Below are 23,225 nucleotides of genomic sequence, written 5' to 3'. Positions count from 1 at the left end.
GTAAAGCTAAACTGACATAAGCTCGCCATGGACTCACCTTTGGGTGGCCGCAACCGGCGAGGGGAGGGAAGACCGTGAGATCTTCAGCCGTAGTACTGCATGGCCCCGGGCATCTGTCTGTCGAGTCTGTGACGTTATCCCCGCCATCCGCATCGGATCTGGTGGTTGAAATCCGTCATTCCGGAGTTTCGACCGGGACGGAAAAATTGTTTTGGTCCGGGGAGATGCCGCCATTTCCCGGAATGGGCTACCCGTTGGTTCCCGGCTATGAAGCCGTGGGCGAAGTGGTCGAGGCCGGGTCCGATACTCGGTACGGGGTGGGCGACGCAGTCTTTGTACCCGGAGCCACGTGTTACGAGGATGCGCATGGCCTGTTCGGCGGGTCCTCGCGCCTGATCGTGACGGATGCGGTCCGTGTGACGCCGCTCGACTCAGGCTGTCAACGTGAGATGACACTGTTGGCGCTGGCCGCCACAGCGCGTCATTCGATGGCCGGTTTGGGCCATCAGGTGCCTGAATTGATCGTCGGCCATGGGGTGGTTGGTCGCCTGCTCGCACGCCTCACTATCGCTGCCGGAGCACCCGCGCCACTGGTGTGGGAAACCAACCCGGCCCGCCGGGACGGGGCCAAAGGTTATCAGGTCATCGCCCCCGAGGAAGACCCGCGCCGTGACTATGGCTGTATCTACGATGCCTCGGGCGACAGCGCGATCCTGAATAATCTGGTCTCGCGCCTGAAGCGCACGGGCGAGATCGTTCTGACCGGGTTCTACACCCAACCGCTCAGCTTCGCGTTCCCACCAGCTTTCATGAAAGAAGCCCGGATGCGCATCGCTGCGGAATGGACGCCCGAGGATATGCGCGCCACCCGCTCTCTGGTCGAAAGTGGCGCATTGTCGCTGGACAATCTGATCAGCCACATCGCGCCCGCGTCGGATGCCGCAACGGCCTATGCCACAGCATTCGAAGACCCCGACTGCCTGAAACTTGTTCTTGATTGGGAGACCACATGAAAGACGACGCCCCCAACCTGAAAGAGTTCGACGCCCGGCTCAAGGCCGAGGCCCATGAGGATTTGGCCGACGTGTTGCCGACCGAGGCGGTCAAGAAAACCCAGATCATCGCGATCTATGGCAAAGGCGGGATCGGCAAAAGCTTCACGCTGGCCAATCTCAGCCACATGATGGCCGAGCAAGGCAAGCGCGTGCTGCTGATCGGCTGTGACCCGAAATCCGACACCACCTCGCTGCTGTTTGGCGGCAAGGCGTGTCCCACGATCATCGAAACCTCGACCCAGAAGAAATTGGCGGGCGAAGAGGTGAAGATCGGTGACGTCTGTTTCAAGCGTGGCGGTGTCTACGCGATGGAACTGGGCGGCCCCGAGGTTGGGCGCGGCTGCGGTGGTCGCGGGATCATCCACGGGTTCGAACTGCTCGAGAAGTTGGGCTTCCACGATTGGGATTTTGATTTCGTTCTTCTGGATTTCCTGGGTGACGTGGTTTGCGGCGGCTTTGGCCTGCCGATCGCGCGCGACATGGCGCAAAAGGTCATTCTGGTTGGCTCGAACGATCTGCAATCGCTGTATGTGGCGAACAATGTCTGCTCGGCGGTGGAGTACTTCCGCAAGCTCGGCGGTAACGTTGGCGTCGCTGGGCTGGTCGTGAACAAGGATGACGGAACGGGTGAGGCGCAGGCTTTTGCCCAAGCCGTCCATATCCCGGTTCTCGCGTCGATCCCGCAGGATGACGACCTGCGTAAGAAATCCGCGAATTATCAGATCGTTGGTACGGAATCCGGCCAGTGGGGGCCTCTCTTTGCCTCCCTTGGCCTGAACGTGGCCGACGCGCCGCCGGTCCGGCCCGCGCCTCTGGATCAGGACGGTCTGCTGGCGCTGTTTGACGGCAAGGAAACCGGGGCGGGGATCGAACTGGTTCCAGCCACCGACGAAGACATGCGCGGTAAGAACGCGGCGCCCAAGAAATCTCTGGAAGTGATCTACGACGACGCATGAACAAAGAAGTCACATATGACGCGTCCGCTGAGGCGCAGGTGATCAAGGGTGAGCCCCGCGCGGAAACCGGGGGTGAGCCGCCAGCCTTGGGCTGCCATTCCGGGTCCGAGATGGAAAATGCCGCGCGCATGGCAGGCCAGTCCGAGTTGCTGGACCAATATGCGCGCGATTACCCGCAAGGCCCCCATGACAAACCACAAAGCATGTGCCCCGCCTTTGGCTCGCTGCGTGTGGGGCTTCGGATGAAACGGGTGGCCACGGTGCTGAGCGGCTCGGCCTGCTGCGTCTATGGTCTGACTTTTGTCAGCCATTTCTACGGCGCGCGACGGTCGGTTGGCTATGTGCCGTTCAACTCGGAAACACTGGTCACCGGCAAGCTGTTCGAAGACATCCGTGCGGCAGTTTATGATCTGGCGGACCCTGAAAAATACGATGCCGTTGTTGTCACCAACCTTTGTGTGCCAACCGCCAGCGGTGTGCCGCTGCGCCTTTTGCCAAATGAAATCAATGGGGTGAGGATCGTCGGAATTGATGTGCCGGGGTTCGGCATTCCGACCCATGCCGAGGCCAAGGATGTTCTGGCCGGTGCCATGCTGGCCTATGCCCGCTCCGAAGCCGAGGCAGGGCCGGTCTCCGCCCCCCACGGTGCGCGGCAGGACCGGCCTACTGTCAGTTTGTTGGGCGAGATGTTCCCCGCCGATCCGGTGATGATTGGTCAGATGTTGGCCCCGCTGGGTCTGGCCGCTGGGCCAGTTGTTCCCTGCCGCGAATGGCGTGAGCTCTACGCCGCGCTGGATTGTGGTGCGGTGGCGGCGATCCATCCGTTCTACACCTCGGCCATTCGGGAGTTTGAAGCCGCAGGCCGTCCGGTTCTGGGAAGTGGGCCTGTCGGGGTGGAGGGCACCGCCGCTTGGTTGTCGTCCATCGGCGACGTGTTCGGTCTTTCCGCGGAAAAGGTAAGCACGGCGCAGAACGCGTTTCTGCCCGCAATCAAAGGCGCATTGGCCGCAGCCCCCATTTCAGGGACGGTGACCGTCTCAGGCTATGAGGGTAGCGAATTGCTGGTGGCACGGCTTCTGATCGAAAGCGGCGCGAGCGTGCCATATGTCGGCACTGCCTGCGCCAAAAGCCAATGGTCCGCGCAGGACGCGGACTGGTTGGAAGCGCATGATGCCAAGGTGGAATTCCGCGCCTCGCTGGAACAGGATTGCGCGGCGATGGAAGGGATCAAACCCGATCTGGCCATCGGCACGACTCCGGTGGTGCAAAAGGCCAAACAGCTGGGCATCCCGGCGCTTTATTTCACCAACCTGATCTCAGCCCGCCCCCTGATGGGGCCTGCGGGTGCTGGATCATTGGCACAGGTGATCAACGCGGCGATTGGAAACAAGGATCGCATGGACCGGATGCGCGATTTCTTCGAAGACGTCGGCACCGAGGATACCGCCGGGATTTGGGAGGGCGACCCGAACTTGCGCCCCGATTTCCGCGCCCTCAATCAGAAAAAACTGGAACGGCAGGCCAAAGCCGCCAAAGCGCAGGAGATGATCTGATGCTGATCCAGGATCATGACCGCGCCGGGGGCTATTGGGGGGCCGTTTATGCTTTCTGTGCCGTGAAGGGCCTGCAAGTGGTAATCGACGGGCCGGTTGGCTGTGAAAACCTGCCCGTCACGTCCGTCCTGCACTACACCGACGCATTGCCGCCGCATGAGTTGCCTATCGTTGTTACCGGTTTGGGCGAAGAGGAACTGGGCCGCGACGGGACCGAAGAGGCGATGAAACGCGCTTGGGGCACGCTTGATCCCGCGCTGCCAGCGGTGGTTGTCACCGGGTCGATTGCCGAGATGATCGGCGGCGGCGTGACGCCTCAGGGCACCAATATCCAACGCTTCCTGCCGCGGACCATTGATGAAGATCAATGGGAAGCCGCCGACCGTGCGATGACATGGATATTCACCGAGTTTGGCATGACCAAAGGTCGGATGCCGCCCGAGAAAAAACGGGACGAGGGCGCAAAACCGCGCGTCAATATCCTTGGGCCCATGTACGGCACGTTCAATATGCCCAGCGATCTGGCCGAGATCCGGCGTCTGGTCGAAGGCATCGGGGCCGAGGTCAATATGGTCATGCCTTTGGGCGCGCATCTGGCCGAGATGCGCAATCTGGTGAACGCCGACGTCAACATCGTCATGTATCGCGAGTTTGGTCGGGGCTTGGCCGAGCTGCTTGGCAAGCCTTACCTACAAGCGCCGATTGGCGTCGACTCGACCACCAAATTCCTGCGCAAATTGGGTGAGCTGACGGGATTGGACCCGGAACCGTTCATCACGCGCGAGAAGCATTCGACCATCAAACCGGTCTGGGACCTGTGGCGCTCGGTCACGCAGGATTTCTTTGCCACGGCTTCGTTCGGGGTTGTGGCCAATGAAACCTACGCGCGGGGCCTGAGGCTGTTTCTGGAAGAGGATCTGGGCTTGCCCTGTGGTTTCTCGGTTGCGCGCTGTGCCGGGACCAAGACCGACAATGATCAGGTGCGTGCGCTGGTCGCGCAGAAGAAACCTCTGGTCGTGTTCGGCAGCATCAACGAAAAGATCTATCTGGCCGAACAAAAAGGCGGGTTCGGGCCATCCCCGGCCTTTATTCCAGCCAGTTTTCCGGGGGCTGCTATCCGTCGGGCGACCGGTACGCCCTTCATGGGTTACGCAGGCGCGACCTATGCTCTGCAAGAGGTCTGCAACGGGCTGTTCGACGCCCTGTTCCACATCCTGCCGCTGGGCACCGAAATGGATGCAGGGCCGGCTACGCCTGCCACGCAACGCACAGAGTTGCCGTGGGACGAGGATGCCAGCGCCGCGCTGGAACGCATTCTGGAAAGCCATCCGGTCCTCACCCGCATTTCCGCCGCCAAATCCTTGCGCGATGCCGCCGAACAGGCGGCCTTGTCCAAAGGGGACGCTCGCGTCTTTGCCAGCACCGTTCAGGCGCTGGATCCCGCGCGTTCCAAATCAGATCTAACCGAAGGAGGAGACTGTGCCAGCAGCAACCCTGAATTCACAAAGTGACACGGACAAGAAGCGTACGCAGCGTACGCCCGAGTTCATTCTCTACTTCACGATCCTTTTCCTGATTTCGATCCCCTTCGCGATGGTCGAATGGATCAGACAGTCCCTGCGCCGCCGCACGCTGAACCTGCGCGGACCGCTGGCTCGCGCATGGTCCGAGGCAGACAGGATCACGCCGATCATCTTTTCACGGTGATGGCGACCCGAGATCCGGCCCGCATCATGCGGGACGGGGCCCAGCCGCTGGGTAAGCGGCGTCAGCATAATGACCCGGAGGTTCCTTATGGCTGATAATGACGACCTGTCCTTCACAGGTCTTACCGACGAGCAAGCTCAGGAGCTGCATTCGGTCTATATGAGCGGCCTATGGCTGTTCGCGATCGTTGCGCTGGTTGCACATATCGCAACCTACATCTGGGCTCCGTGGTTCTGAGGAGGGATTAAGAATGGCAAAATTTTACAAGATTTGGCTGATCTTTGATCCGCGTCGCGTCTTTGTGGCGCAAGGCGTTTTCCTCTTCCTGCTCGCCGTCATGATCCATCTTGTTGTTCTGAGCAGCGGTCTCAACTGGTTTGAGAATGCCGCCTCGACAGCCGGGTTCTGATTGAGCCCTGGCGGCGCTGGGATGCGTCGCGCGATGGATACCAAGAAAGCCGCGGGCGGCATAACCCGCCCGCGGCATGCACCGGGCCCCAGAGTCTCGGTCGTGACCAGAACTGTCGGAGCAAAACAATGGCAATGCTGAGCTTTGAAAAGAAATACCGCTTCCGTGGGGGTACGCTGATCGGCGGTGATCTGTTCGACTTCTGGTTTGGTCCGTTTTATGTGGGCTTCTTCGGCGTAACGACCATTTTCTTCTCGGCTCTTGGCACGATTCTGATTTTTTGGGGTGCAGCGATGCAGGGCACGTTCAACCCCTGGCTCATCAACATCGCACCACCTGACCTGAGTTACGGTCTTGGCATGGCCCCGCTGATGGAGGGGGGGTTGTGGCAAATCATAACCTTCTGCGCGGTGGGCGCTTTTGTCAGTTGGGCGCTGCGAGAGGTTGAAATCTGCCGCAAGCTGGGGATGGGCTATCACGTCCCCTTCGCCTTCAGCTTTGCCATTCTGGCATATGTCACGCTGGTTGTGTTCCGCCCGCTGCTGATGGGCGCGTGGGGGCACGGGTTCACTTATGGCATCTTCAGCCATCTCGATTGGGTGTCGAATACCGGCTACGCCTATCTGCATTTCCATTACAACCCGGCCCATATGTTGGCCGTGACGCTGTTCTTCACCACCACCTTTGCCCTGGCCCTGCATGGCGCGCTGATCCTTTCGGCTGCCAATCCGGAGAAAGGCGAAGAGATGAAGACACCCGATCATGAAGACACGTTCTTCCGCGACTTCATCGGGTATTCGATCGGGACGCTGGGTATTCACCGTCTCGGATTTCTGTTGGCGATCAACGCGGTATTCTTTTCTGCCGTCTGTATCATCATCTCGGGGCCCGTCTGGACGAAGGGCTGGCCCGAATGGTGGAACTGGTGGCTTGAACTGCCGATCTGGCCCTCACAGGCGGGGATGTGATCCATGATTGAGTATCAGAACATCTTCACTCAAGTGCAGGTTCAGGGCGAACCCGAATGGGGCATGGACGACAACCGCCGGATGGGTCGCGAGCGGATCGGCAAGCCGTTCTTCTCAAAGCTGGTCGGCTGGCTTGGGAACGCTCAGATCGGACCGATCTATCTGGGCTCGTTTGGTGTGATCAGCATCGCAACCGGCATCCTGTGGCTCAACATCGTTGGTCTGAACATGCTGGCGCAGGTCAACTGGTCGATTTCCGAGTTTCTGCGCCAGGGCTTCTGGCTTGCGCTGGAACCGCCCAGTCCTGAATACGGGCTGACAATCCCACCGCTGAGCGACGGTGGCTGGTATATCATCGCCAGCTTCTTCCTTCTGGTCTCGGTCATGTCCTGGTGGCTGCGCACCTACGCGCTGGCGATGGAACACAAGATGGGCAAGCATGTGGCTTGGGCCTTTGCCTCGGCCATCTGGCTGTTTCTGGTGCTGGGCCTGTTCCGTCCGATCCTGATGGGATCTTGGTCCGAAGCAGTCCCCTATGGCATCTTCCCGCATCTGGATTGGACCACGGCGTTCTCGATCCGCTACGGCAATCTGTACTACAACCCGTTCCACTGTCTCTCGATTGTGTTCCTCTATGGCTCGGTCCTGCTGTTTGCCATGCACGGGGCGACGATCTTGGCGGTTACTCGCTTTGGCGGCGACCGTGAGCTGGAGCAGATCGTGGATCGTGGCACGGCCTCGGAACGCGCAGCGCTTTTCTGGCGCTGGACCATGGGGTTCAACGCCACGATGGAGGGTATCCACCGTTGGGCCTGGTGGTTTGCGGTGCTTACCCCGATCACCGGAGGGATTGGCATTCTGCTGACCGGCACCGTGGTCGACAACTGGTTTATCTGGGCTCAGGAACACAACTTCGCCCCCGCTTATGACGGGTCATACGGATACGAAGCCTTTGGCACTTACGAAGGCTTCCTAGGGCAGGAGAACTGAGATGTTTCCCAAGTGGTTCGATGAGTGGAACAAAAACAACCCAACGGACGTCTTTGGCCCTGCCATTCTTGTCGGCGCGCTGGGCGGCGCGATCTTCATCGCAGCGATGCTGGTGGCTTTTGGACAGCCCTTTGCCACCAAAAGCATCCAGACCGGCCCGCGCGGGACCGGTATGTCGGTGACAGAGTTCATCAAGGATGTCGAACGCCCCGATCCGACAATCGAAGACTATCTGACCGAGGAACCTTATCCCCCACAGCCCGGCGATGTTCTGGCCCGAGACATCTACGAAAACGTGCAAGTCCTTGGCGACCTGACCGAAGACAATTTCAATCGCCTTATGACCGCCATGACATTCTGGGTCTCACCCGAACAGGGCTGTGCCTACTGTCATGGCGACGGGGATCTGGAAACCTATGGTGAGGATACTCTCTACACCAAACTGGTGTCCCGACGCATGATTGAGATGACCCAGAACATCAATGAAAACTGGGACGGGCATGTGAATGCAAATAAAGAAGTTGGCGTGAACTGCTATACCTGCCACCGGGGACAGAACGTACCCAGCGATATCTGGTTCCGCATTACTCCGGTCGTCGATGCGATGACGGGGTGGGGGGCGGTTCAGAACCGCGCGACAGTGCAGAGCCAGTCAACATCGCTGCCGTCGGATGCGCTGGAAACCTACCTTCTGGATTACGGGATCATTGGTGTACATGACTTGGAATCCCGCGTTGCAGGATCGCCCGCCGACGAAGGCTTCCGGTCCATTCAGGACACCGAACGCACTTATTCGCTGATGAACTATATCGACAACTCCTTGGGTGTGAATTGCGTGTTCTGCCACAACAGCCGCGCCTTCTACGACACAGCCGAAGTAACGCCGCAATGGGCCACGGCCAGCCTTGGCATCGCCATGGTGCAGGAGTTGAACAACGACTACCTGGTGCCGCTGGGTGAGCTTTACCCGGAGGAACGTTTGGGACCGATCCATCAGGACGCGCCCAAAGCGGCGTGCCGGACTTGTCACAAGGGTTATCAGCAGCCGCTACAAGGCTTGAACATGACTGCGGACTGGCCGGAACTGACCACGTCCGAGGTACCGGAATACGAATAGGGCAGGTCATCTCCCCATGATCGGCGTGCCCTGACGCAGCACGGACCTGGTGGCTTCCTCGGTCCGCGCATGGAACACAAACCATGTTCCAAACCCGTTCTGTGGCGACAGAACACCTGGCCGGTGATCCGCACGGGCGTGCGTTCTATCCCATGCTGATCACCGGTCTACAGATCGGAGAAAGACCATGACACACCCAGATACCCCCCTGTTGGACCGTGTTGCCGGACCAGCTGATCTGCGGATGCTCAGCGATGCGGAACTGACGCGGATTGCCGATGAATTGCGGGATGAGGTGATCGATATTGTCTCGGAAACCGGCGGGCATCTGGGGTCCTCTCTGGGTGTGGTCGAGCTGACGGTAGCGTTGCATGCGGTGTTCAACACACCGATGGACAAGCTGATCTGGGATGTGGGCCACCAGTGTTATCCGCACAAAGTTCTGACCGGACGCCGCGACAGGATGCGAACGCTGCGGCAAAAGGACGGGTTGAGCGGGTTCACCAAACGTTCAGAGTCCGTCTTCGACCCGTTTGGTGCGGCGCATAGTTCAACCTCAATCAGCGCGGCGCTGGGCTTTACAATCGGCCGCGATATGGGGATGCCAACGGGCGACGCGATTGCGGTGATCGGCGACGGTTCGATCAGCGCCGGTATGGCCTATGAAGCGCTGAACAACGCGGGTTGTGAAGGGAGACGGTTGTTCGTGATCCTGAATGACAATGAGATGAGCATCGCGCCTCCTGTCGGTGCGATGTCGACCTATCTGTCGCGGCTCTATGCCTCGGAACCGCTGGCCCGGATGCAATCGCTGTCCGAAGGGTTTGAGGCCGCTATGCCTCCACCGGTGCGCGCAGGAATGCGCCGGGCGCGGCAGTTGGTATCGGGGCTGCCAGGCGCAGGCACGCTGTTCGAGGAATTGGGATTTGACTATGTTGGTCCTATAGATGGGCATGACATGGACCAGCTTTTGCCCGTTCTGCGCGCCGCACGAGCGCGCGCAACCGGTCCGGTTCTAATCCACTGCGTGACTGTCAAAGGCAAAGGCTACGCACCGGCTGAGAACAGTGCAGACAAGTATCATGGCGTGTCCAAGTTCGATGTCTCAACAGGGGCAATGAACAAAGCCAAAGCCAACGCGCTCAGCTACACTTCGGTGTTCGGAGAAACCCTGACAGATGAGGCCAGCCGTGATCCGTCTATCGTTGCAGTGACCGCAGCAATGCCGGCCGGGACCGGGGTCAAAACGATGGCCGACCGGTTCCCCGGTCGTGTGTTCGATGTTGGCATCGCTGAACAACATGCCGTCACCTTTGCGGCCGGGATGGCAGCCAGCGGGCTGAAGCCCGTCTGCGCGATCTACTCGACCTTCTTGCAGCGCGGTTATGACCAGGTGGTGCATGATGTGGCTCTGCAAGGTCTGCCCGTCCGGTTTGCCATCGACCGCGCCGGTCTGGTCGGGGCCGATGGCGCGACCCATGCGGGCGCGTTTGATCTGAGCTATTTGTGCAGCTTGCCCGGGTTTGTCGTGATGGCACCCTCGGACGAGGCCGAGCTGCGTCACATGGTGGCCACGTCACTTGCTTACGATGAGGGCCCGTCGGCCGTGCGCTTCCCGCGTGGCGCTGGTGTGGGTGTTGACCTGCCGGACAGGGGCGAGGTCTTGCCGATCGGCAAAGGGCGGATTGTTTGCCAGGGCGAAGACGTTGCCATCCTGTCCCTCGGCGCGCATCTGTCTGAATGTCTGATCGCGGCAGATCTGTTGGCCGAAAATGGTCATAACCCAACGGTAGCAGATGCGCGATTTGCCAAACCTTTGGACACGGCATTAATTGCGCAGTTGGTTGCAACGCACAGCGCGATTGTGACCGTTGAACAAGGCGCGCAGGGCGGTTTCAGCGCGCATGTTCTATCACATCTCGCCAATACCGGAGCGTTGGACCGCGGCTTAAGAATGCGCACAGTTACGTTGCCTGATCGCTTCATCGAACAAGCGGCGCCGCAAGAGATGTATGAGGATGCAGGAATGACCGCGAAGGATATCGCGAGCGTGGTCCGCGAGCTTTATGCACGCGAACCCAATGTTATCTCATTTCCGGTAGTTGGTTAGCTCTGAGGCCCGACTGAGATAAGATATGCCCAGATATTTGCGACTTCGTCCTCTTTTCTGAGTTTGAAAGTCATTTTCCCGCGCGCGCTGGTATCGTCGAGGTATTCCTTAAGGAACTTTGAAGGGTCAGCGACGTAGCTGGCAAACTGGGCCTCTTCCCAAACCAAACCTGCTTCACCCGCCTCGACCATCGAGTCGGAGTAGTTGAACCCTTCGTAGGTTCCAGCGGTTCTACCCATCACGCCATACAGGTTGGGTCCGGTCTTGCCGCCTTTTACGATCTCTTCACCGGCGTCATCAGCGATCATGTGACAGGCTTTGCATTTGTTGAAGTTCTTGGCACCTTTCTCAGCATCCCCTTCGGCCAATACTGGGGTTGCAAAAAAGGCCAGTGCTGCGCCAGCAGACAGGATTCTCTTCATCTGTATTTCCTCCTCAGAAGACTTCTTAAGTTAGAGCAATAGCCCCAAAGTCAATTTTGCTTCCATTAAATCAGGCAACCGCATGGGCCAGCGCACATTGTTTCCACAGCACCATCAGCGCCTCGACCAGCCGGTCGATGTCTTCGTCGCTGTGCAACGGTGAGGGAGTGAAGCGCAGCCGCTCGGTGCCTTTGGGAACAGTCGGATAGTTAATCGGTTGCACGTAGATCCCGTAATCCTGCATCAGAATGTCCGACAGCATCCGGCATTTGACCGGGTCTTTGATCATCACCGGTATGATATGGCTGGGGTTGTCCATATGCGGGATGCCATAAGCGTTCAGCTTGTCGCGCAGGCGCTTCACCTGACGCCGCTGGGCAAAACGTTCAACACTACTGGTTTTCAGATGCCGAATGCTGGTGGTCGCCGCCGCCGCAACCGCCGGAGGCAGTGCCGTCGTGAAGATAAACCCGCTGGAGAAGCTGCGCAGGAAGTCGCACAGCGCCTCGGACCCGGTGACATAGCCGCCAACGCAGCCGTAGGCCTTACCTAACGTGCCTTCGATCAGGGTGATGCGATCTGCCAGCCCTTCACGCTCGCTGATGCCGCCCCCGCGCGGACCGTAAAGGCCTACGGCGTGGACCTCGTCCAGATAGGTCAGCGCGCCGTGCTTCTCGGCGACTTCAACAATTTCTTTCATCGGACAGATGTCGCCATCCATCGAGTAAACGGATTCAAAGGCCACGATCTTGGTGCTGTTAACAGGGAGGGCCGCCAGCTTGCGATCGAGGTCTTTGGGGTCGTTGTGTTTCCAGATGACTTTCTTGGCTCGCGAATGACGGATGCCTTCGATCATCGACGCGTGGTTCAACTCATCGCTCAGGATCACCGCATCGGGCAGGCGGCTGCCGAGGGTCGACAGTGAGGCCCAGTTCGACACATAGCCCGAGGTGAAGACCAATGCAGCCTCCTTGCCATGCAGATCGGCCAGTTCCGCCTCAAGCCGGACGTGGTGGTGGTTGGTGCCCGAGATATTGCGCGTGCCGCCAGCGCCAACGCCGCAGCTGTCGATGACGTCTTTCATCACCTCTCGCACTTTCGGGTTCTGACCCATGCCCAGATAGTCGTTCGAACACCAGACAGTCACCTTGTCGGGGCTGTCTTCGACGTGGGATTTCGCAGTCGGGAACGCGCCACAGAGCCGTTCAAGCTCGGCAAATATCCGGTAATTGCCTTCCTCTTTCAGCTGATCCAGCTGCGCGTTGAACATCTTGTCAAATTCCATGACGTCCCTCCCTTTCGGTATTCATGGTGAGCGGTTTCGGGTCCGGCAGCATCCAGCGCCACAGTTTGGCGTCGGGCAGCGGCAGAACCAGCAACCAGTGTTCCAACAAGGCCAGCGCAGTGAGGCTGGCCAACAGGATTTGCGTTGTCTTGATCGGATCGGTCACGGCATGCCCGGCGCGCGCCATGAACAGGGCGACGGCGACCGAAAGCAGCGAAACGGAAATCGGGAAAAACCAGTTCATCCGGGCGATGCGGAAGTGGCTGGGCAAGTGCGACAGGTGGTCGGGCAGAAATTCGGTATTGAATTTCGGCACCCCGAAAAACAGGTTCAGCTTGGCGGAGATACGCGCTGCGAAAAGGATGCCGAAGCACCACGCGCCGACCGTGTTGGGCTGGTTCCAACTAATCAGCGCCAGCGCGATGGTGATCAGAACCAGCAGCATCTCGTGATAGGCAATGGTCCCCCAGGCGCGGATAAAACGCTCCCAAAACGGTGCGTCGGTGGGGCAGGGATAGGCGTTGGGTCCGGTGATCATGCCACAAAGGAACGCCAGCTCAATCCAGCCCCAAATTGCCAAAGCACTTGTAAAACCCAGATAGATCGCGCCGGTGCTGTCATCGCCCAGCGACAGCCAGAACCCGGCCAGCCCGGAGATGAGCACTGGCAGGGACCACAGCGCGGCGCGGTTGCGTCCGCCCGCGCTGCGGCGGACCACCCACAGGATCGCTCCGGTGGAGAACCACCAGAGGAAAAGCGCAATGGGCGCGGCGATCCAGGGGGCGAGTGTCATCAGTAGCAGGGCTCCAATCTTGTCTGGGCCGGAACCTCGTGCTTTTTCGCCGGGATGAAATACAGCGCCGCAAAGGCGCGACCAGCGCGGAGCGAGCCCCAAAGTTGAGCGACCTTACCCGAGATGCCACCGCGTTCCTTCGCCTTGGCAATGTCTGCGTTGGCCCGATAGAGCGCACGGCAGTTCTTGAGCCAGCGTGGATCGTCGATATCCAGCGTGATCGGGAAGATCTGCTTGCTGAGCTCGCTGGTTTTCTCGAACACAGCATGAGCGTACCAATCGGGATCGACGCCCAATGCCTCATGGAAAGCGGGCCGCTGATGGTCGCGCACGAACATGGTGGCGTAGACGGCGGTCAGGAAGAACTTGATCCACAGCACGTTGACGCCCGAGGTCAGCTTGGGGTCGGTTTTCATCAGCAAAGCAAACGCCTCGCCATGGCTGAACTCGTCATTGCACCACTCTTCGAACCACTTGAAGATCGGGTGGAACCGATGTTCGGGGTTGGCCTGAAGATGCCGGAAGATGGTGATGTAGCGGGCGTAGCCGATCTTTTCCGACAGGTAAGTGGCGTAGTAGATGAACTTGGGCCGGAAATAGGTGTATTTCTTCTTCTGGGTCAGGAAGCCCAGATTCACCCGTAGCCCGGCCTCGCGCAGCGCATCGTTGATGAAACCCGCATGGCGCGCTTCATCCCTTGCCATCAGCTGGAACAACTGGGTGATGTCCTTGTTGTTCCCGCGCCGCTTCATCTCTTTGTATAGCACACAGCCCGAGAATTCGGCGGTGCAAGACGAGATCAGAAAATCGATGAACTCTTTCTTCAACTGCGGCTCCATGCCGTCCCAGTCGATTTGGTCCCAGTCTTCGTTCTTCTTGAAGTGCCCCTTGTTAGGGTCCGAGAGCATCTGGGCAATAAGGCCGTCCCAATCCTCGCGCACCGATGAGACATCAATCGCATCCAGCTCATCAAAGTCGGTGGTGTAAAAGCGCGGCGTCAGCAGAGTGTTCTGCATCGCCGTCTCGGTCGCCATCTCGTCGTTATAGATCGCGTCCTGTTCGGCTGCGATGGCCAGGCCCTCTTCGACCGTGGTGGCGTCGGCGGTGTGTTTGGTCTGAATATTCATAGCGTGACCTCCTCAGAGAAGGAGAATTCGCACAGCTCCATCACCTCGAAATCGCCCGTAAGGCGGGTCCAGAGACGTTCGAGCAGGCTGGCGCGGATGATTGTCGCTTCGCGCTGTTCGATGACGATCTCACCGAACGGGGCCATGATTTCAGGGCCCTTCACCTGCACCTCGTCGCCGGGATAGATCACGGCACCGTTGTCGAACCTGACATGGGCGTGCAGGCTCTCGAATTTGTGGCTCACCTCGACTGTGCAGGGCGCGCGTTCAAAGTCTTTCGTCAAAAGTCCCATGTTGGCTTCCTTTCAAGGTTGGTCCAGAAGTCTGGCGAAACGACTGGCATTATCGGCACCAAACCCCATGAGGTCGGCGCTCCATCCCGTTGCGGGATCGGTGATATCGAGACGGCCATTGGCACGGCGCGTCACGATGACAGGGGTGTGCGCAGGCAGATCGGCCTGCGCGCGGTTGCGGTCGATGACCCGGGCGACACCGGCGACAAAGCCGCCCTGGGTGGCGTCCAGTCGGGCGATGACCGCGCCTTCGGGCGACAGCACGCTGACGGCACCGCTGACGCCATCGCTGATCAGGATCATCGCGCGCTCATGCGTGATTTCGGCCGCCGGAGGCGTCGCCGAAAGCGGCACATCGGCGATGCGGGCATAAGTGACGATGGCCAGAACAGCGCAAACCAACAGCCCCATGGCCCGCAGCAACACGCGCGGGATCAACTCGCGGTCTTGGCTCTGGGTTTGGATGTCGGTCATGCTGTTCACCTATTCCGCTGCAATTGGGTTCATTGCGCGTTCGACGCGCGGGATACTGACCTGCGCCTCGGCGGCATCTGCGAAGATGCGCGCGACGTTTTCTGCATCGGGTATGCAGCGCAGGGCAGGCTGGGTGTTGAAACGCCATGGCCGAACATGCGGCCAGCAGAGCAGATAGCTGAACCGCGTCGGGCCTTGCAGTGTTAGGGCAATTGTACCGGTGCTATCCTTGCGCAGATCCAGATCGGCGCTGGCGATTTTCGAGTATGGCAGGTTCAGCGTGATGGTCAGCGCGGCCCCGATCCGCATGGCGACGCGGCGGTTGGTCAGCGTGTACATCGTGCAACGCGCCTGAATGACCGAGAACAGGACCAGCAGCGCGCAGGTTACGGCCCCAAGGATCACGAAGGGCAGCGACGCAGCAATGGCCAGATCCAGTGGCATCAGGTCCACCACCGAGACAAAGCGCCAGAGCGTCAGGACCGCAAAGTAGCCCGCAACCCACAAGACACTGACAGAGGATTTCGCAAGCGCCCACCAGTGCGGGCGACCCTGCCAAAGGATCACCTCACCCTCGGGCGGGCGTTCCGGCAGGCCCGGCACCGGTTCGACTGCGAAATCGTCATGTGACATGCGGGTGGCTCCTGTCCTTAGATCTGCGGCTCTTGCCGGGCTTCGCTGGCGTAAAGCGTGCCGCCGGCGTAGTAAGCGCTGATTTTCTCTTCCTCGAGCAGGGTGACCTGATCGGGGTTCGCGATCTGCGGCACGTCCTTGACATGCTCGGCAAAGATCGAGCGGACCTTGACCCGGTTTGACCAGATGCGCGCCATGGTCAAAGGCACCAGCCGGGTGCCGCCACCATGTTCCGCGTCCAGTTCGTATTCCAGATAGCGAACCAGTTGTTCGGGCACGTCGACCCACATGTCGGTGACGGTGCCAACGGCCTGATTGTCGCCGGTCACAACCGGTTTGCCGCGCGGGTCACGGCCTGCGGCGTGCGAGAATGCCTCAAGTTTGCGCATTGGTTGAAGTTTCAGATGCCCATGGCCGTCCAGTTCCGGGATGTCACGACGCGGGGCCCAGGCGGCGGGCCCCACACCGTCGACCATCGGGTTGCCGGTGGGCTCGAACGGGTATCCTCCGGCGGCGTTGGTGCGTTCCAGTGCCAGATCATCCCGGTCGCCACGTTGGCCGCTGGGAACCGTCAGCTCTCCGCGCCCGTGGGGAAGTTTGAAGGTCTTGTCATCCGGCACCGGGAACGGGCCCTGATTAGCGGCTTCATTGCCGTCATCATCGACCAGAGGAAAGCCTTCGCGCATATTCTCCCGCTGAATGTAGAAAATCAGCAGGGCGAAAAAGACCCAGAACAGCCAGATCGAGAGGCTGGCGAGGTCGAATTCTCCAAAGAAGGTCTGGGTCATGCCGTGATCCTTTCTTTTTGTGTTTTGCGCATCATGTCGGGAACTCCGGCAAGCCGGTTGGGCCAGTTGCCCGACCTTTGCGCGTCGCCAGCGGCCCAAGCACGATGAGCGTGACGAAAAGCAAAGCGATTTCAGTGTGGTAGACGACGGAATAGCCTGTCGCGTTCGAATTCAAGGCTGTGCCGAGGTTACCCTGCAGCGCTTGAATATTGACGATGTCGCGCAGCGCGCCGCCAAGGGCGATGGCAAGTCCCGAGGCCGTCGCTTGCGCGGCACCCCACGCTCCCAAAGCCAGACCACGCCCGGCAAAGCCCTGTTCTGGCAGGGACATGGTTGCGATCAGAGTGCAGACGGCGAAGATCCCGCCGCCAAAGCCGATCAGCCCGGCGCCGGTGAAGAACAACAGCGGGGCTTGCATCGGGGCCGAAAAGATTACAGCGCTGAACGCGGCGATACCGACCAGAATGCCGCCACAAGACAGACGGATCGGATCGCGACCCAGCCCGAGCAGGCGCGCGGACAGTCCGTACCCAGCAAGCGCCCCGGTGGCCCACATGGCTGTCAGGACGGTTGTGGACGAGACCGAAAGGCCAAGAATTTCGCCGCCATAAGGTTCAAGCAGCACGTCCTGCATATTGAACGCCATGGTGCCCAGGAAAACGACCGCCAGCAGACGCCCGGCCTGACCACCAGCCAGCAAATCGGACCAGGCATCGCTGAACCGGGGACGCGGTGCGGCGCGTTCTTCGGCGCTCATGGGGCGAACTTTCTCCTGCCGCCAGAGGGCGATCAGGTTCAGCACCATGCCAACTACGGCCGCGCCTTGAACCACGCGGATCAGGCGCAGGTCCGAAAAATCGCGCAGCAGCCAGCCGACGATCAGCGCCGAAGCCCCCATGCCGATCAGGAACATTACGTAAAGCAGGGCGACGACCTTGGGCCGCGTTTCGGGCGTGGCCCGGTCACAGGCCAGCGCCAGACCTGCCGTTTGGGTCATGTGGATGCCCAGTCCTGCCATCAGGAAAGAAATCGCCGCCAGCGCCTCACCGGCGAAGGGGACATGCAGCGTGGAATGGCCACCCAGCACCAACAGTGCGAACGGCATCACAGCCAGCCCGCCCATCTGCCAGATCGAGCCGAACCACAGGTACGGGATGCGCTTCCAACCAATCGCGCTGCGATGGGTATCACTGCGGAAGCCCAGAAGGGCGCGGAAAGGCGCGATCAGGACCGGCAGGGCAATCATCATGGCAACGACCGTGGCGGCCACGCCCAACTCGACAATCATCACGCGGTTCAGCGTGCCCAGCAACATGACCGAGGCCATCCCGACCGACACCTGGAACAGCGACAGCCGCAGCAACTGACCCATCGGCAGGTCCGCGCTGGCGGCATCTGCGAAGGGCAGAAACTCGGCCGGTATCCGGGTGAAGGGCGAGGGGCGCTGGCTCATGAAGCAAGCTCCAGCGCGTGAGAGATGTAAAAGCCGCAATTGACGCGACCCAGATCACGGACCTTCCCGGCCTTGTCGAGCTTACGGGTCAGCGCCTTGGTGTTGTGGGGCACCATTGTCGGCGAGCGGTCGCTTTTCGGAAAAACCTTGCCCGCGTACCACATGGCGGCCAGCAAAGGCGTGCGTGGGGCCACGGTAAAACGCACGGTTGCGCCGTGACCTGCAAAGCGATCCACCGCGTCTCGGATGTGGTCGGCGTCATAGTAGATCAAACTGTCCATAGCGAAGACGAGATCAAACGGGCCGCTAGGCTCGTGCAGCATGTCGCCCGCGTGGAAATCGACTTGGTCCTGCAGTGCCTCGGGCAGACGGGCCCGAGCGATGTTGATCAGGGCGGGGGAAATGTCGATGGCCACCACCTCGGCCCCACGTGCGGCGAGGATTTCGGTCAACTGGCCGGTACCACAGCCCGCATCCAGAATACGACGCCCGGTCAGGTCTGCGGGCAGTCCATCCAGCAGGCGGTCGCGCATCTGGTCGCGGCCTTCGCGCACGGTCTGGCGGATTTTTGACACAGGCGCATCGCTCGTCAGCCGCTCCCACGTGCGGGTAGCAGTGCGGTCGAAATAGGTCTCGACCCGAGCGCGTGTGGCTTCATAGGTCATCAGTCAAACCCCAGAAGCTCAAAGATTTCCCGGTCTGGCAGAGGTTCAGGCGCCAATGCCTCAGTCCCGTTCCACAGCGTCTCGGCCAGCCGGACATATTCAGCGCGGCAGCGGACAATATCCTCGTCATCATCCATCTCGAACAGGGTCTTTTTCTTCAGGCGCGAACGGCGGATGGCGTCGACATCAGGCATATGCGCGATGCGCAGGAAGCCGACCTGATCGCAGAAACGGTCCACCTCATCCGTGTCACGGCTGCGATTGGCGACGCACCCGGCCAGACGGACTTTGTAATTGGCGGATTTCGCCTGAACGGCGGCGATGATCCGGTTCATCGCATAGATCGAGTCAAAGTCATTCGCCGTGACAATCACCGCCCGGTCGGCATGTTGCAGCGGCGCGGCGAACCCACCGCAGACCACATCGCCCAAGACGTCAAAGATCACCACATCGGTGTCGTCCAGCATGTGATGCTGTTTCAACAGCTTCACGGTCTGCCCAACCACATACCCGCCGCACCCTGTCCCTGCCGGAGGTCCACCAGCTTCGACACATTGCACGCCGCCCCAGCCTTCGAACACGAAATCCTCGGGGCGCAGCTCTTCGGGGTGGAAATCGACCTCTTTCAGAATGTCGATCACGGTTGGCACCAGGGACCCGGTCAGGGTGAAGGTGCTGTCATGTTTCGGGTCACATCCGATCTGCAAAACCCGCTTGCCCAAAGTTGAAAACGCGGCGGACAGGTTGGAACTGGTGGTGGATTTCCCGATCCCGCCCTTGCCGTAGACCGAGAACACCTTGGCCCCTTCGATCCGTGCAGTCGGGTCCTGATGCACCTGAACGGAGCCTTCACCATCAAGGCCAGTCAGGTTCGGGGGGTTCTTGTCCAATGGGCTCATGACGTGTTCCTCATTCCGCGGCTATCCCTTCCATCCGGTCTTCCAGCGCGTCTGCCGCACGTTGCAGCGCGTCCAGAGTGTCCGCATCGGGTTGCCAATAAGCGCGATCGCTGGCCTCGAGCAGGCGGTTGGCCATGCGGCTGGAGGCGACCGGGTTCAGGTCGGCCAGCCGGTTGCGCATGTCTTCGTCCAGTACGAAGGTTTCCGAAATGCGCTGATAGACCCAAGACTCAACCTGACCGGTGGTGGCCGACCAGCCCAGCGTGTTGGTCACATGCGCCTCGATCTGGCGGACGCCCTCGGCACCATGTTTCAGTAGACCTTCGTAGAATTTCGGGTTCAGCGAGCGTGACCGGGTCTCCAGCGCCACCTGATCGGCCAGCGTTCGTACCTTGCCGTCGCCGCGTGTCTGGTCGCTGATATAGACTGCCACATCCGATCCCCGGGCCCGGCGCACCGCGCGGGAAATACCACCCAGCGTGTCGAAATAGTGGTCAACAGTGGTGACACCCAATTCAACGGATTCGAGGTTCTGATAGGCGACCTCAACGTCTTTCATCGTTTGTTGCAGCAGGTCGGTGTTTTTATGCGCTTTGCCTTTGGTATCATAGGCGAAACCTTTGCGGGCTTCGTAGGCGTCGGCCAATTCGTCCTCGTCCACGAAGGCCAGACTGTCGACCAGTTGATTGACGTTCGAGCCATAGGCTCCTTCAGCATTCGAGAAGACGCGCAGGGCGGCCTCTTCCAATGACACGTTCATGCGCTCGGCGTAGGCCAGTGAATGCGCGCGGATGAAGTTCTGATCCAGCGGCTCATCTGCTTGCGCGGCTTTCAGCGCGGCCTCGGCCAGCAGGCGGGTTTGCAGGGGCAGCAGGTCGCGGAAAATACCCGAAAGGGTCATTACCACGTCGATCCGAGGACGGCCCAGCTCCGATAGAGGGATCAGGTCCGCCCCGGACAGGCGGCCAAAGCTGTCAAACCGGGGTTTTGCCCCCATCAGGGCCAATGCCTGCCCGATGGGGCCGCCATCGGATTTGATGTTGTCGCTGCCCCACAGCACCAAGGCCACGCTGCGCGGCAGGGTGTCATGGGTTTTCAGCAGCAGTTCCGCCTGTTTCGCACCGTCTTGACAGGCATAGGCTGTGGGCATCCGGAAGGGATCGAAGGCATGGATGTTGCGACCTGTGGGTAGAATGTCGGGGTTGCGCAGCAGATCACCGCCGGGGACGGGCGATGTGAACCGACCCTCCAGCGCGCGGAGCAGGGCGGGGAGCTCGGTTTCGCGGGTCAGCGCTGTGTCCATTTCGGCGCGACCGGTTGCGTCCAGATCAAGCAGATCGAGATAGTCTGAACGTTCCCGATCCGACATCGGCTGCCCGACCACATGCAGACCTTCGGGGATCAGCGCACCTTCGGTATCCAACAGCGTGTGCCACAGCGCCGCCGGGTCTTGTCCATCCAGATCCACCGCCTCGGCCTGATCCGCAATCAGCGTTTTCAGATCCGCGCGGTCGGCTGCATCCGGGGGCAGAGTGCGCCAGCGGCTGAGGCTGTCTTTCAACTCGGCCAACCCTTTGTACAGCCCCGCGCTAGAAAGCGGTGGGGTCAGATGGCTGACAGTCACCGCGCCGGACCGGCGCTTGGCCAGAGTGGCCTCGGACGGGTTGTTCGCGGCATAGAGGTAGATATTCGGCAGGTCTCCGATCAGACGATCCGGCCAGTCCGCACCGCTCAGGCCAGTTTGTTTTCCTGGCATGAATTCCAGCGCGCCGTGCATACCGAAATGCAGCACCGCATCAGCTTCAAAACTGTTGCGGAGCCACAGGTAGAACTGAGCAAAGGCGTGGGTCGGGGCAAAGCCATGCTCGAACAGCAGGCGCATCGGGTCGCCTTCGTATCCGAAGCCCGGTTGAAGGCCGACGAAGACGTTACTGAACTGACGGCCCAGAACAAAGACGTCCCGCCCATCCGTCTGAACCCGACCGGGTGCGGGGCCCCAGCTGGCCTCAATCTCATCCAGCCATGGCGTATCACGGACGATGTCATCGGCGCTGACCTTGGCGGCGACGTTGGCCTCTTGCCCGTAAATCTCGGCACTGCCGCCCAGTACGGCGTCGCGCAGGTCTTCGACCGTTTCGGGCGGGTCGAGATCATAGCCATCCGCCTTCAACGCCCGCATCGTGTTCAGCAGGGACGCAAAGACATCCAGATGAGCGGCGGTTCCTGCGGCCCCGGCATTGGGTGGGAAACCGAAGAGAACAATCGCCAGCTTACGTTCGGCCGCGCTGGATTTGCGCAGAGCAGCTAACCGAGCCAGACGGGTGGCCAAAACCTCAATCCGTTCGGGGCAGGGGGCCATGGCCTTGCTGGCGATGGATGTGCAGGCCCGAGCACAACCAGAGCAGCCTTTTGGCCCATGACGCCCGGCAAAAACGGTCGGCACGGTCGCGCCATCCAACTCGGGCAGGGCAATCAGCATCGTGGTTTCAATCGGTCCAAGCCCTTGCTGCGAGGCGGCCCATTGGTCCAGAGTTTGGAACTCAAGCGGGTGTGCGGAAACGTATGGAATATCAAGGTTTTCCAGAACCTTGATCGCGTTCTCATTGTCGTTGTAAGCCGGGCCGCCCACCAGCGAAAACCCGGTCAGCGACAACAGGGCGTCGATCTTGCGCGCTCCGTCTTTCTGGAAGAACTGGTCTACGGCAGGCCGCGCATCCAACCCGCCTGCAAAAGCCGGGATCACCCGCAAGCCTTTGGCCTCAAGCGCGCGGATCACCGCGTCATAATGCGCTGTGTCGGAGCTGAGCACATAGGACCGCATCATAAGAACGCCGACAGTCGCACGCGGTTTGCGGGGGGTTGGCAAGTCCTCCACGTTGGTGGTGATACGCTGCGGCAAGTCCGGGTGATACAGCCCCGCATCGGGGTACTCGCGCGGTTCCGGAGCCGCGGCGTTCTGCCATTCCGGCCGATCAGCATAGCGGCTGATCAGAAAGCGGACCATCGCCTCCATATTGTCGTCAGAGCTGCCTAACCAGTATTGCATGGTGACAAACCACGCGCGCAGGTCCTGAGCCTTGCCGGGGATAAATTTCAGGATCTGTGGCAGGCGGCGCAGGATTTTCATCTTGCGCTGGCCCGTATCGGACGATGGCTTGGACGAGCCCCGCAACCGCCGCAGCAGTTTAAGCGCGCCCGAGGTCGGTGCGGCCATATCCAGCGCGCCCATGCGGGTCAGCTTGACGATCTGCGCATCGGCAATGATGCCGATCATCGCGTCGCAACTGTCGCGCCGGGCCTGAAGCGCGGGCAGGATTGCGTTGATATGTTCTTCAAGGAACAGAAGATTGGCGATGACGATATCGGCCTTGGCGACACCCCATTGCGCGGCTTCAAGCGCAGTTGGGTCCTCGCCCCATTCTGCAGCGGCAAAAACTTCAAGTTCCAAGCCGGGAAAATCGGATTGCAGTCGCGCCAGAACCCGATCACACGGACCGGCAGCGTGGCTGTCCAGCGTCACGATCGCGA

At 60.3% G+C, this 23,225-nt stretch carries 23 protein-coding genes; 11 read left to right on the top strand and 12 right to left on the bottom strand.

Annotated elements, in window-relative coordinates:
* The first annotated feature begins 74 nt into the window (after positions 1-74).
* The 11 genes from bchC to dxs all read left to right on the top strand — a co-directional run bounded on the left by bchC (position 75) and on the right by dxs (position 10,865).
* A complete protein-coding gene (bchC, locus tag AC2FNU_RS06895) occupies positions 75-1,013 on the top strand; it encodes a chlorophyll synthesis pathway protein BchC (protein ID WP_496786451.1) in 939 nt (312 codons plus the stop codon).
* Positions 1,010-2,011 carry a chlorophyllide a reductase iron protein subunit X gene (locus AC2FNU_RS06890; RefSeq protein ID WP_496786449.1) on the top strand — a complete coding sequence of 334 codons (1,002 nt, stop codon included), beginning with the start codon at positions 1,010-1,012 and terminating at the stop codon, positions 2,009-2,011. The genes bchC and AC2FNU_RS06890 overlap by 4 nt, the downstream gene beginning before the upstream one ends.
* On the top strand, positions 2,008-3,564 hold the full coding sequence (gene bchY / locus AC2FNU_RS06885; RefSeq protein ID WP_496786448.1) for a chlorophyllide a reductase subunit Y: 1,557 nt from the start codon (positions 2,008-2,010) through the stop codon (positions 3,562-3,564). Before AC2FNU_RS06890 ends, bchY begins: the two co-directional genes overlap by 4 nt.
* Positions 3,564-5,075: a chlorophyllide a reductase subunit Z gene (bchZ, locus tag AC2FNU_RS06880; RefSeq protein ID WP_496786446.1), complete on the top strand. Its 1,512-nt coding sequence runs from the start codon at positions 3,564-3,566 to the stop codon at positions 5,073-5,075. Before bchY ends, bchZ begins: the two co-directional genes overlap by 1 nt.
* Positions 5,044-5,271, top strand: a complete 228-nt coding sequence (gene pufQ / locus AC2FNU_RS06875) for a cytochrome PufQ (protein WP_496786444.1) — start codon at positions 5,044-5,046, stop codon at positions 5,269-5,271. Before bchZ ends, pufQ begins: the two co-directional genes overlap by 32 nt.
* An 87-nt stretch (positions 5,272-5,358) precedes the next feature.
* Positions 5,359-5,508 (top strand): light-harvesting antenna LH1, beta subunit, encoded by a 150-nt coding sequence (pufB, locus tag AC2FNU_RS06870; RefSeq protein WP_152458433.1) that lies wholly within the window; start codon positions 5,359-5,361, stop codon positions 5,506-5,508.
* A gap of 13 nt (positions 5,509-5,521) precedes the next feature.
* Positions 5,522-5,680, top strand: a complete 159-nt coding sequence (pufA, locus tag AC2FNU_RS06865) for a light-harvesting antenna LH1, alpha subunit (protein WP_152458432.1) — start codon at positions 5,522-5,524, stop codon at positions 5,678-5,680.
* Between the two features lie 128 nt (positions 5,681-5,808).
* Entirely contained in the window at positions 5,809-6,648 is an 840-nt protein-coding gene (pufL, locus tag AC2FNU_RS06860; RefSeq protein ID WP_496786441.1) for a photosynthetic reaction center subunit L, read from the top strand.
* 3 nt (positions 6,649-6,651) lie between these two features.
* The gene (gene pufM / locus AC2FNU_RS06855) at positions 6,652-7,638 is read left to right on the top strand and encodes a photosynthetic reaction center subunit M (RefSeq protein WP_496786439.1); all 987 of its coding nucleotides are present in this window, start codon (positions 6,652-6,654) and stop codon (positions 7,636-7,638) included.
* A 1-nt stretch (position 7,639) separates the two neighbouring features.
* Entirely contained in the window at positions 7,640-8,755 is a 1,116-nt protein-coding gene (gene pufC / locus AC2FNU_RS06850; RefSeq protein ID WP_496786437.1) for a photosynthetic reaction center cytochrome PufC, read from the top strand.
* Positions 8,756-8,942: 187 nt separating this feature from the next.
* Complete coding sequence (gene dxs / locus AC2FNU_RS06845; RefSeq protein WP_496786435.1) at positions 8,943-10,865, top strand: 1-deoxy-D-xylulose-5-phosphate synthase; 1,923 nt, start codon at positions 8,943-8,945, stop codon at positions 10,863-10,865.
* Here dxs and AC2FNU_RS06840 read toward each other — a convergent pair.
* The 12 genes from AC2FNU_RS06840 to AC2FNU_RS06785 form a co-directional block, all read right to left on the bottom strand.
* The gene (locus AC2FNU_RS06840) at positions 10,862-11,287 is read right to left on the bottom strand and encodes a c-type cytochrome (RefSeq protein WP_496786433.1); all 426 of its coding nucleotides are present in this window, start codon (positions 11,285-11,287) and stop codon (positions 10,862-10,864) included. The two genes, dxs and AC2FNU_RS06840, sit on opposite strands and share 4 nt — an antisense overlap.
* 70 nt (positions 11,288-11,357) lie before the next feature.
* Positions 11,358-12,572, bottom strand: coding sequence for a 5-aminolevulinate synthase (hemA, locus tag AC2FNU_RS06835; protein ID WP_496786431.1), 1,215 nt, complete (start codon positions 12,570-12,572; stop codon positions 11,358-11,360).
* A complete protein-coding gene (puhE, locus tag AC2FNU_RS06830) occupies positions 12,562-13,365 on the bottom strand; it encodes a putative photosynthetic complex assembly protein PuhE (RefSeq protein WP_496786427.1) in 804 nt (267 codons plus the stop codon). The genes hemA and puhE overlap by 11 nt, the downstream gene beginning before the upstream one ends.
* On the bottom strand, positions 13,365-14,492 hold the full coding sequence (gene acsF, locus AC2FNU_RS06825) for a magnesium-protoporphyrin IX monomethyl ester (oxidative) cyclase (RefSeq protein WP_496786425.1): 1,128 nt from the start codon (positions 14,490-14,492) through the stop codon (positions 13,365-13,367). Before acsF ends, puhE begins: the two co-directional genes overlap by 1 nt.
* Entirely contained in the window at positions 14,489-14,785 is a 297-nt protein-coding gene (locus AC2FNU_RS06820; RefSeq protein ID WP_171327865.1) for an O2-dependent cyclase accessory protein, read from the bottom strand. The genes acsF and AC2FNU_RS06820 overlap by 4 nt, the downstream gene beginning before the upstream one ends.
* 12 nt (positions 14,786-14,797) lie before the next feature.
* Positions 14,798-15,259 carry a photosynthetic complex assembly protein PuhC gene (puhC, locus tag AC2FNU_RS06815; RefSeq protein WP_496786423.1) on the bottom strand — a complete coding sequence of 154 codons (462 nt, stop codon included), beginning with the start codon at positions 15,257-15,259 and terminating at the stop codon, positions 14,798-14,800.
* A gap of 9 nt (positions 15,260-15,268) precedes the next feature.
* Positions 15,269-15,892: a photosynthetic complex putative assembly protein PuhB gene (gene puhB, locus AC2FNU_RS06810; RefSeq protein ID WP_496786421.1), complete on the bottom strand. Its 624-nt coding sequence runs from the start codon at positions 15,890-15,892 to the stop codon at positions 15,269-15,271.
* Positions 15,893-15,909: 17 nt separating this feature from the next.
* Positions 15,910-16,680 carry a photosynthetic reaction center subunit H gene (gene puhA, locus AC2FNU_RS06805; RefSeq protein ID WP_496786419.1) on the bottom strand — a complete coding sequence of 257 codons (771 nt, stop codon included), beginning with the start codon at positions 16,678-16,680 and terminating at the stop codon, positions 15,910-15,912.
* Between the two features lie 31 nt (positions 16,681-16,711).
* Positions 16,712-18,133 carry a PucC family protein gene (locus tag AC2FNU_RS06800; protein WP_496786416.1) on the bottom strand — a complete coding sequence of 474 codons (1,422 nt, stop codon included), beginning with the start codon at positions 18,131-18,133 and terminating at the stop codon, positions 16,712-16,714.
* Positions 18,130-18,798, bottom strand: coding sequence for a magnesium protoporphyrin IX methyltransferase (gene bchM / locus AC2FNU_RS06795; protein ID WP_496786414.1), 669 nt, complete (start codon positions 18,796-18,798; stop codon positions 18,130-18,132). The genes AC2FNU_RS06800 and bchM overlap by 4 nt, the downstream gene beginning before the upstream one ends.
* Positions 18,798-19,697 carry a ferredoxin:protochlorophyllide reductase (ATP-dependent) iron-sulfur ATP-binding protein gene (gene bchL, locus AC2FNU_RS06790; RefSeq protein ID WP_496786412.1) on the bottom strand — a complete coding sequence of 300 codons (900 nt, stop codon included), beginning with the start codon at positions 19,695-19,697 and terminating at the stop codon, positions 18,798-18,800. The genes bchM and bchL overlap by 1 nt, the downstream gene beginning before the upstream one ends.
* Positions 19,698-19,707: 10 nt before the next feature.
* The gene (locus AC2FNU_RS06785) at positions 19,708-23,220 is read right to left on the bottom strand and encodes a magnesium chelatase subunit H (protein WP_496786502.1); all 3,513 of its coding nucleotides are present in this window, start codon (positions 23,218-23,220) and stop codon (positions 19,708-19,710) included.
* Positions 23,221-23,225: the final 5 nt, after the last annotated feature.

Source organism: Ruegeria sp. BHSB064 (genome assembly GCF_059613205.1).
Note: the sequence above shows the minus strand (reverse complement) of the source record. Positions and strands in the feature narration are given on the sequence as shown.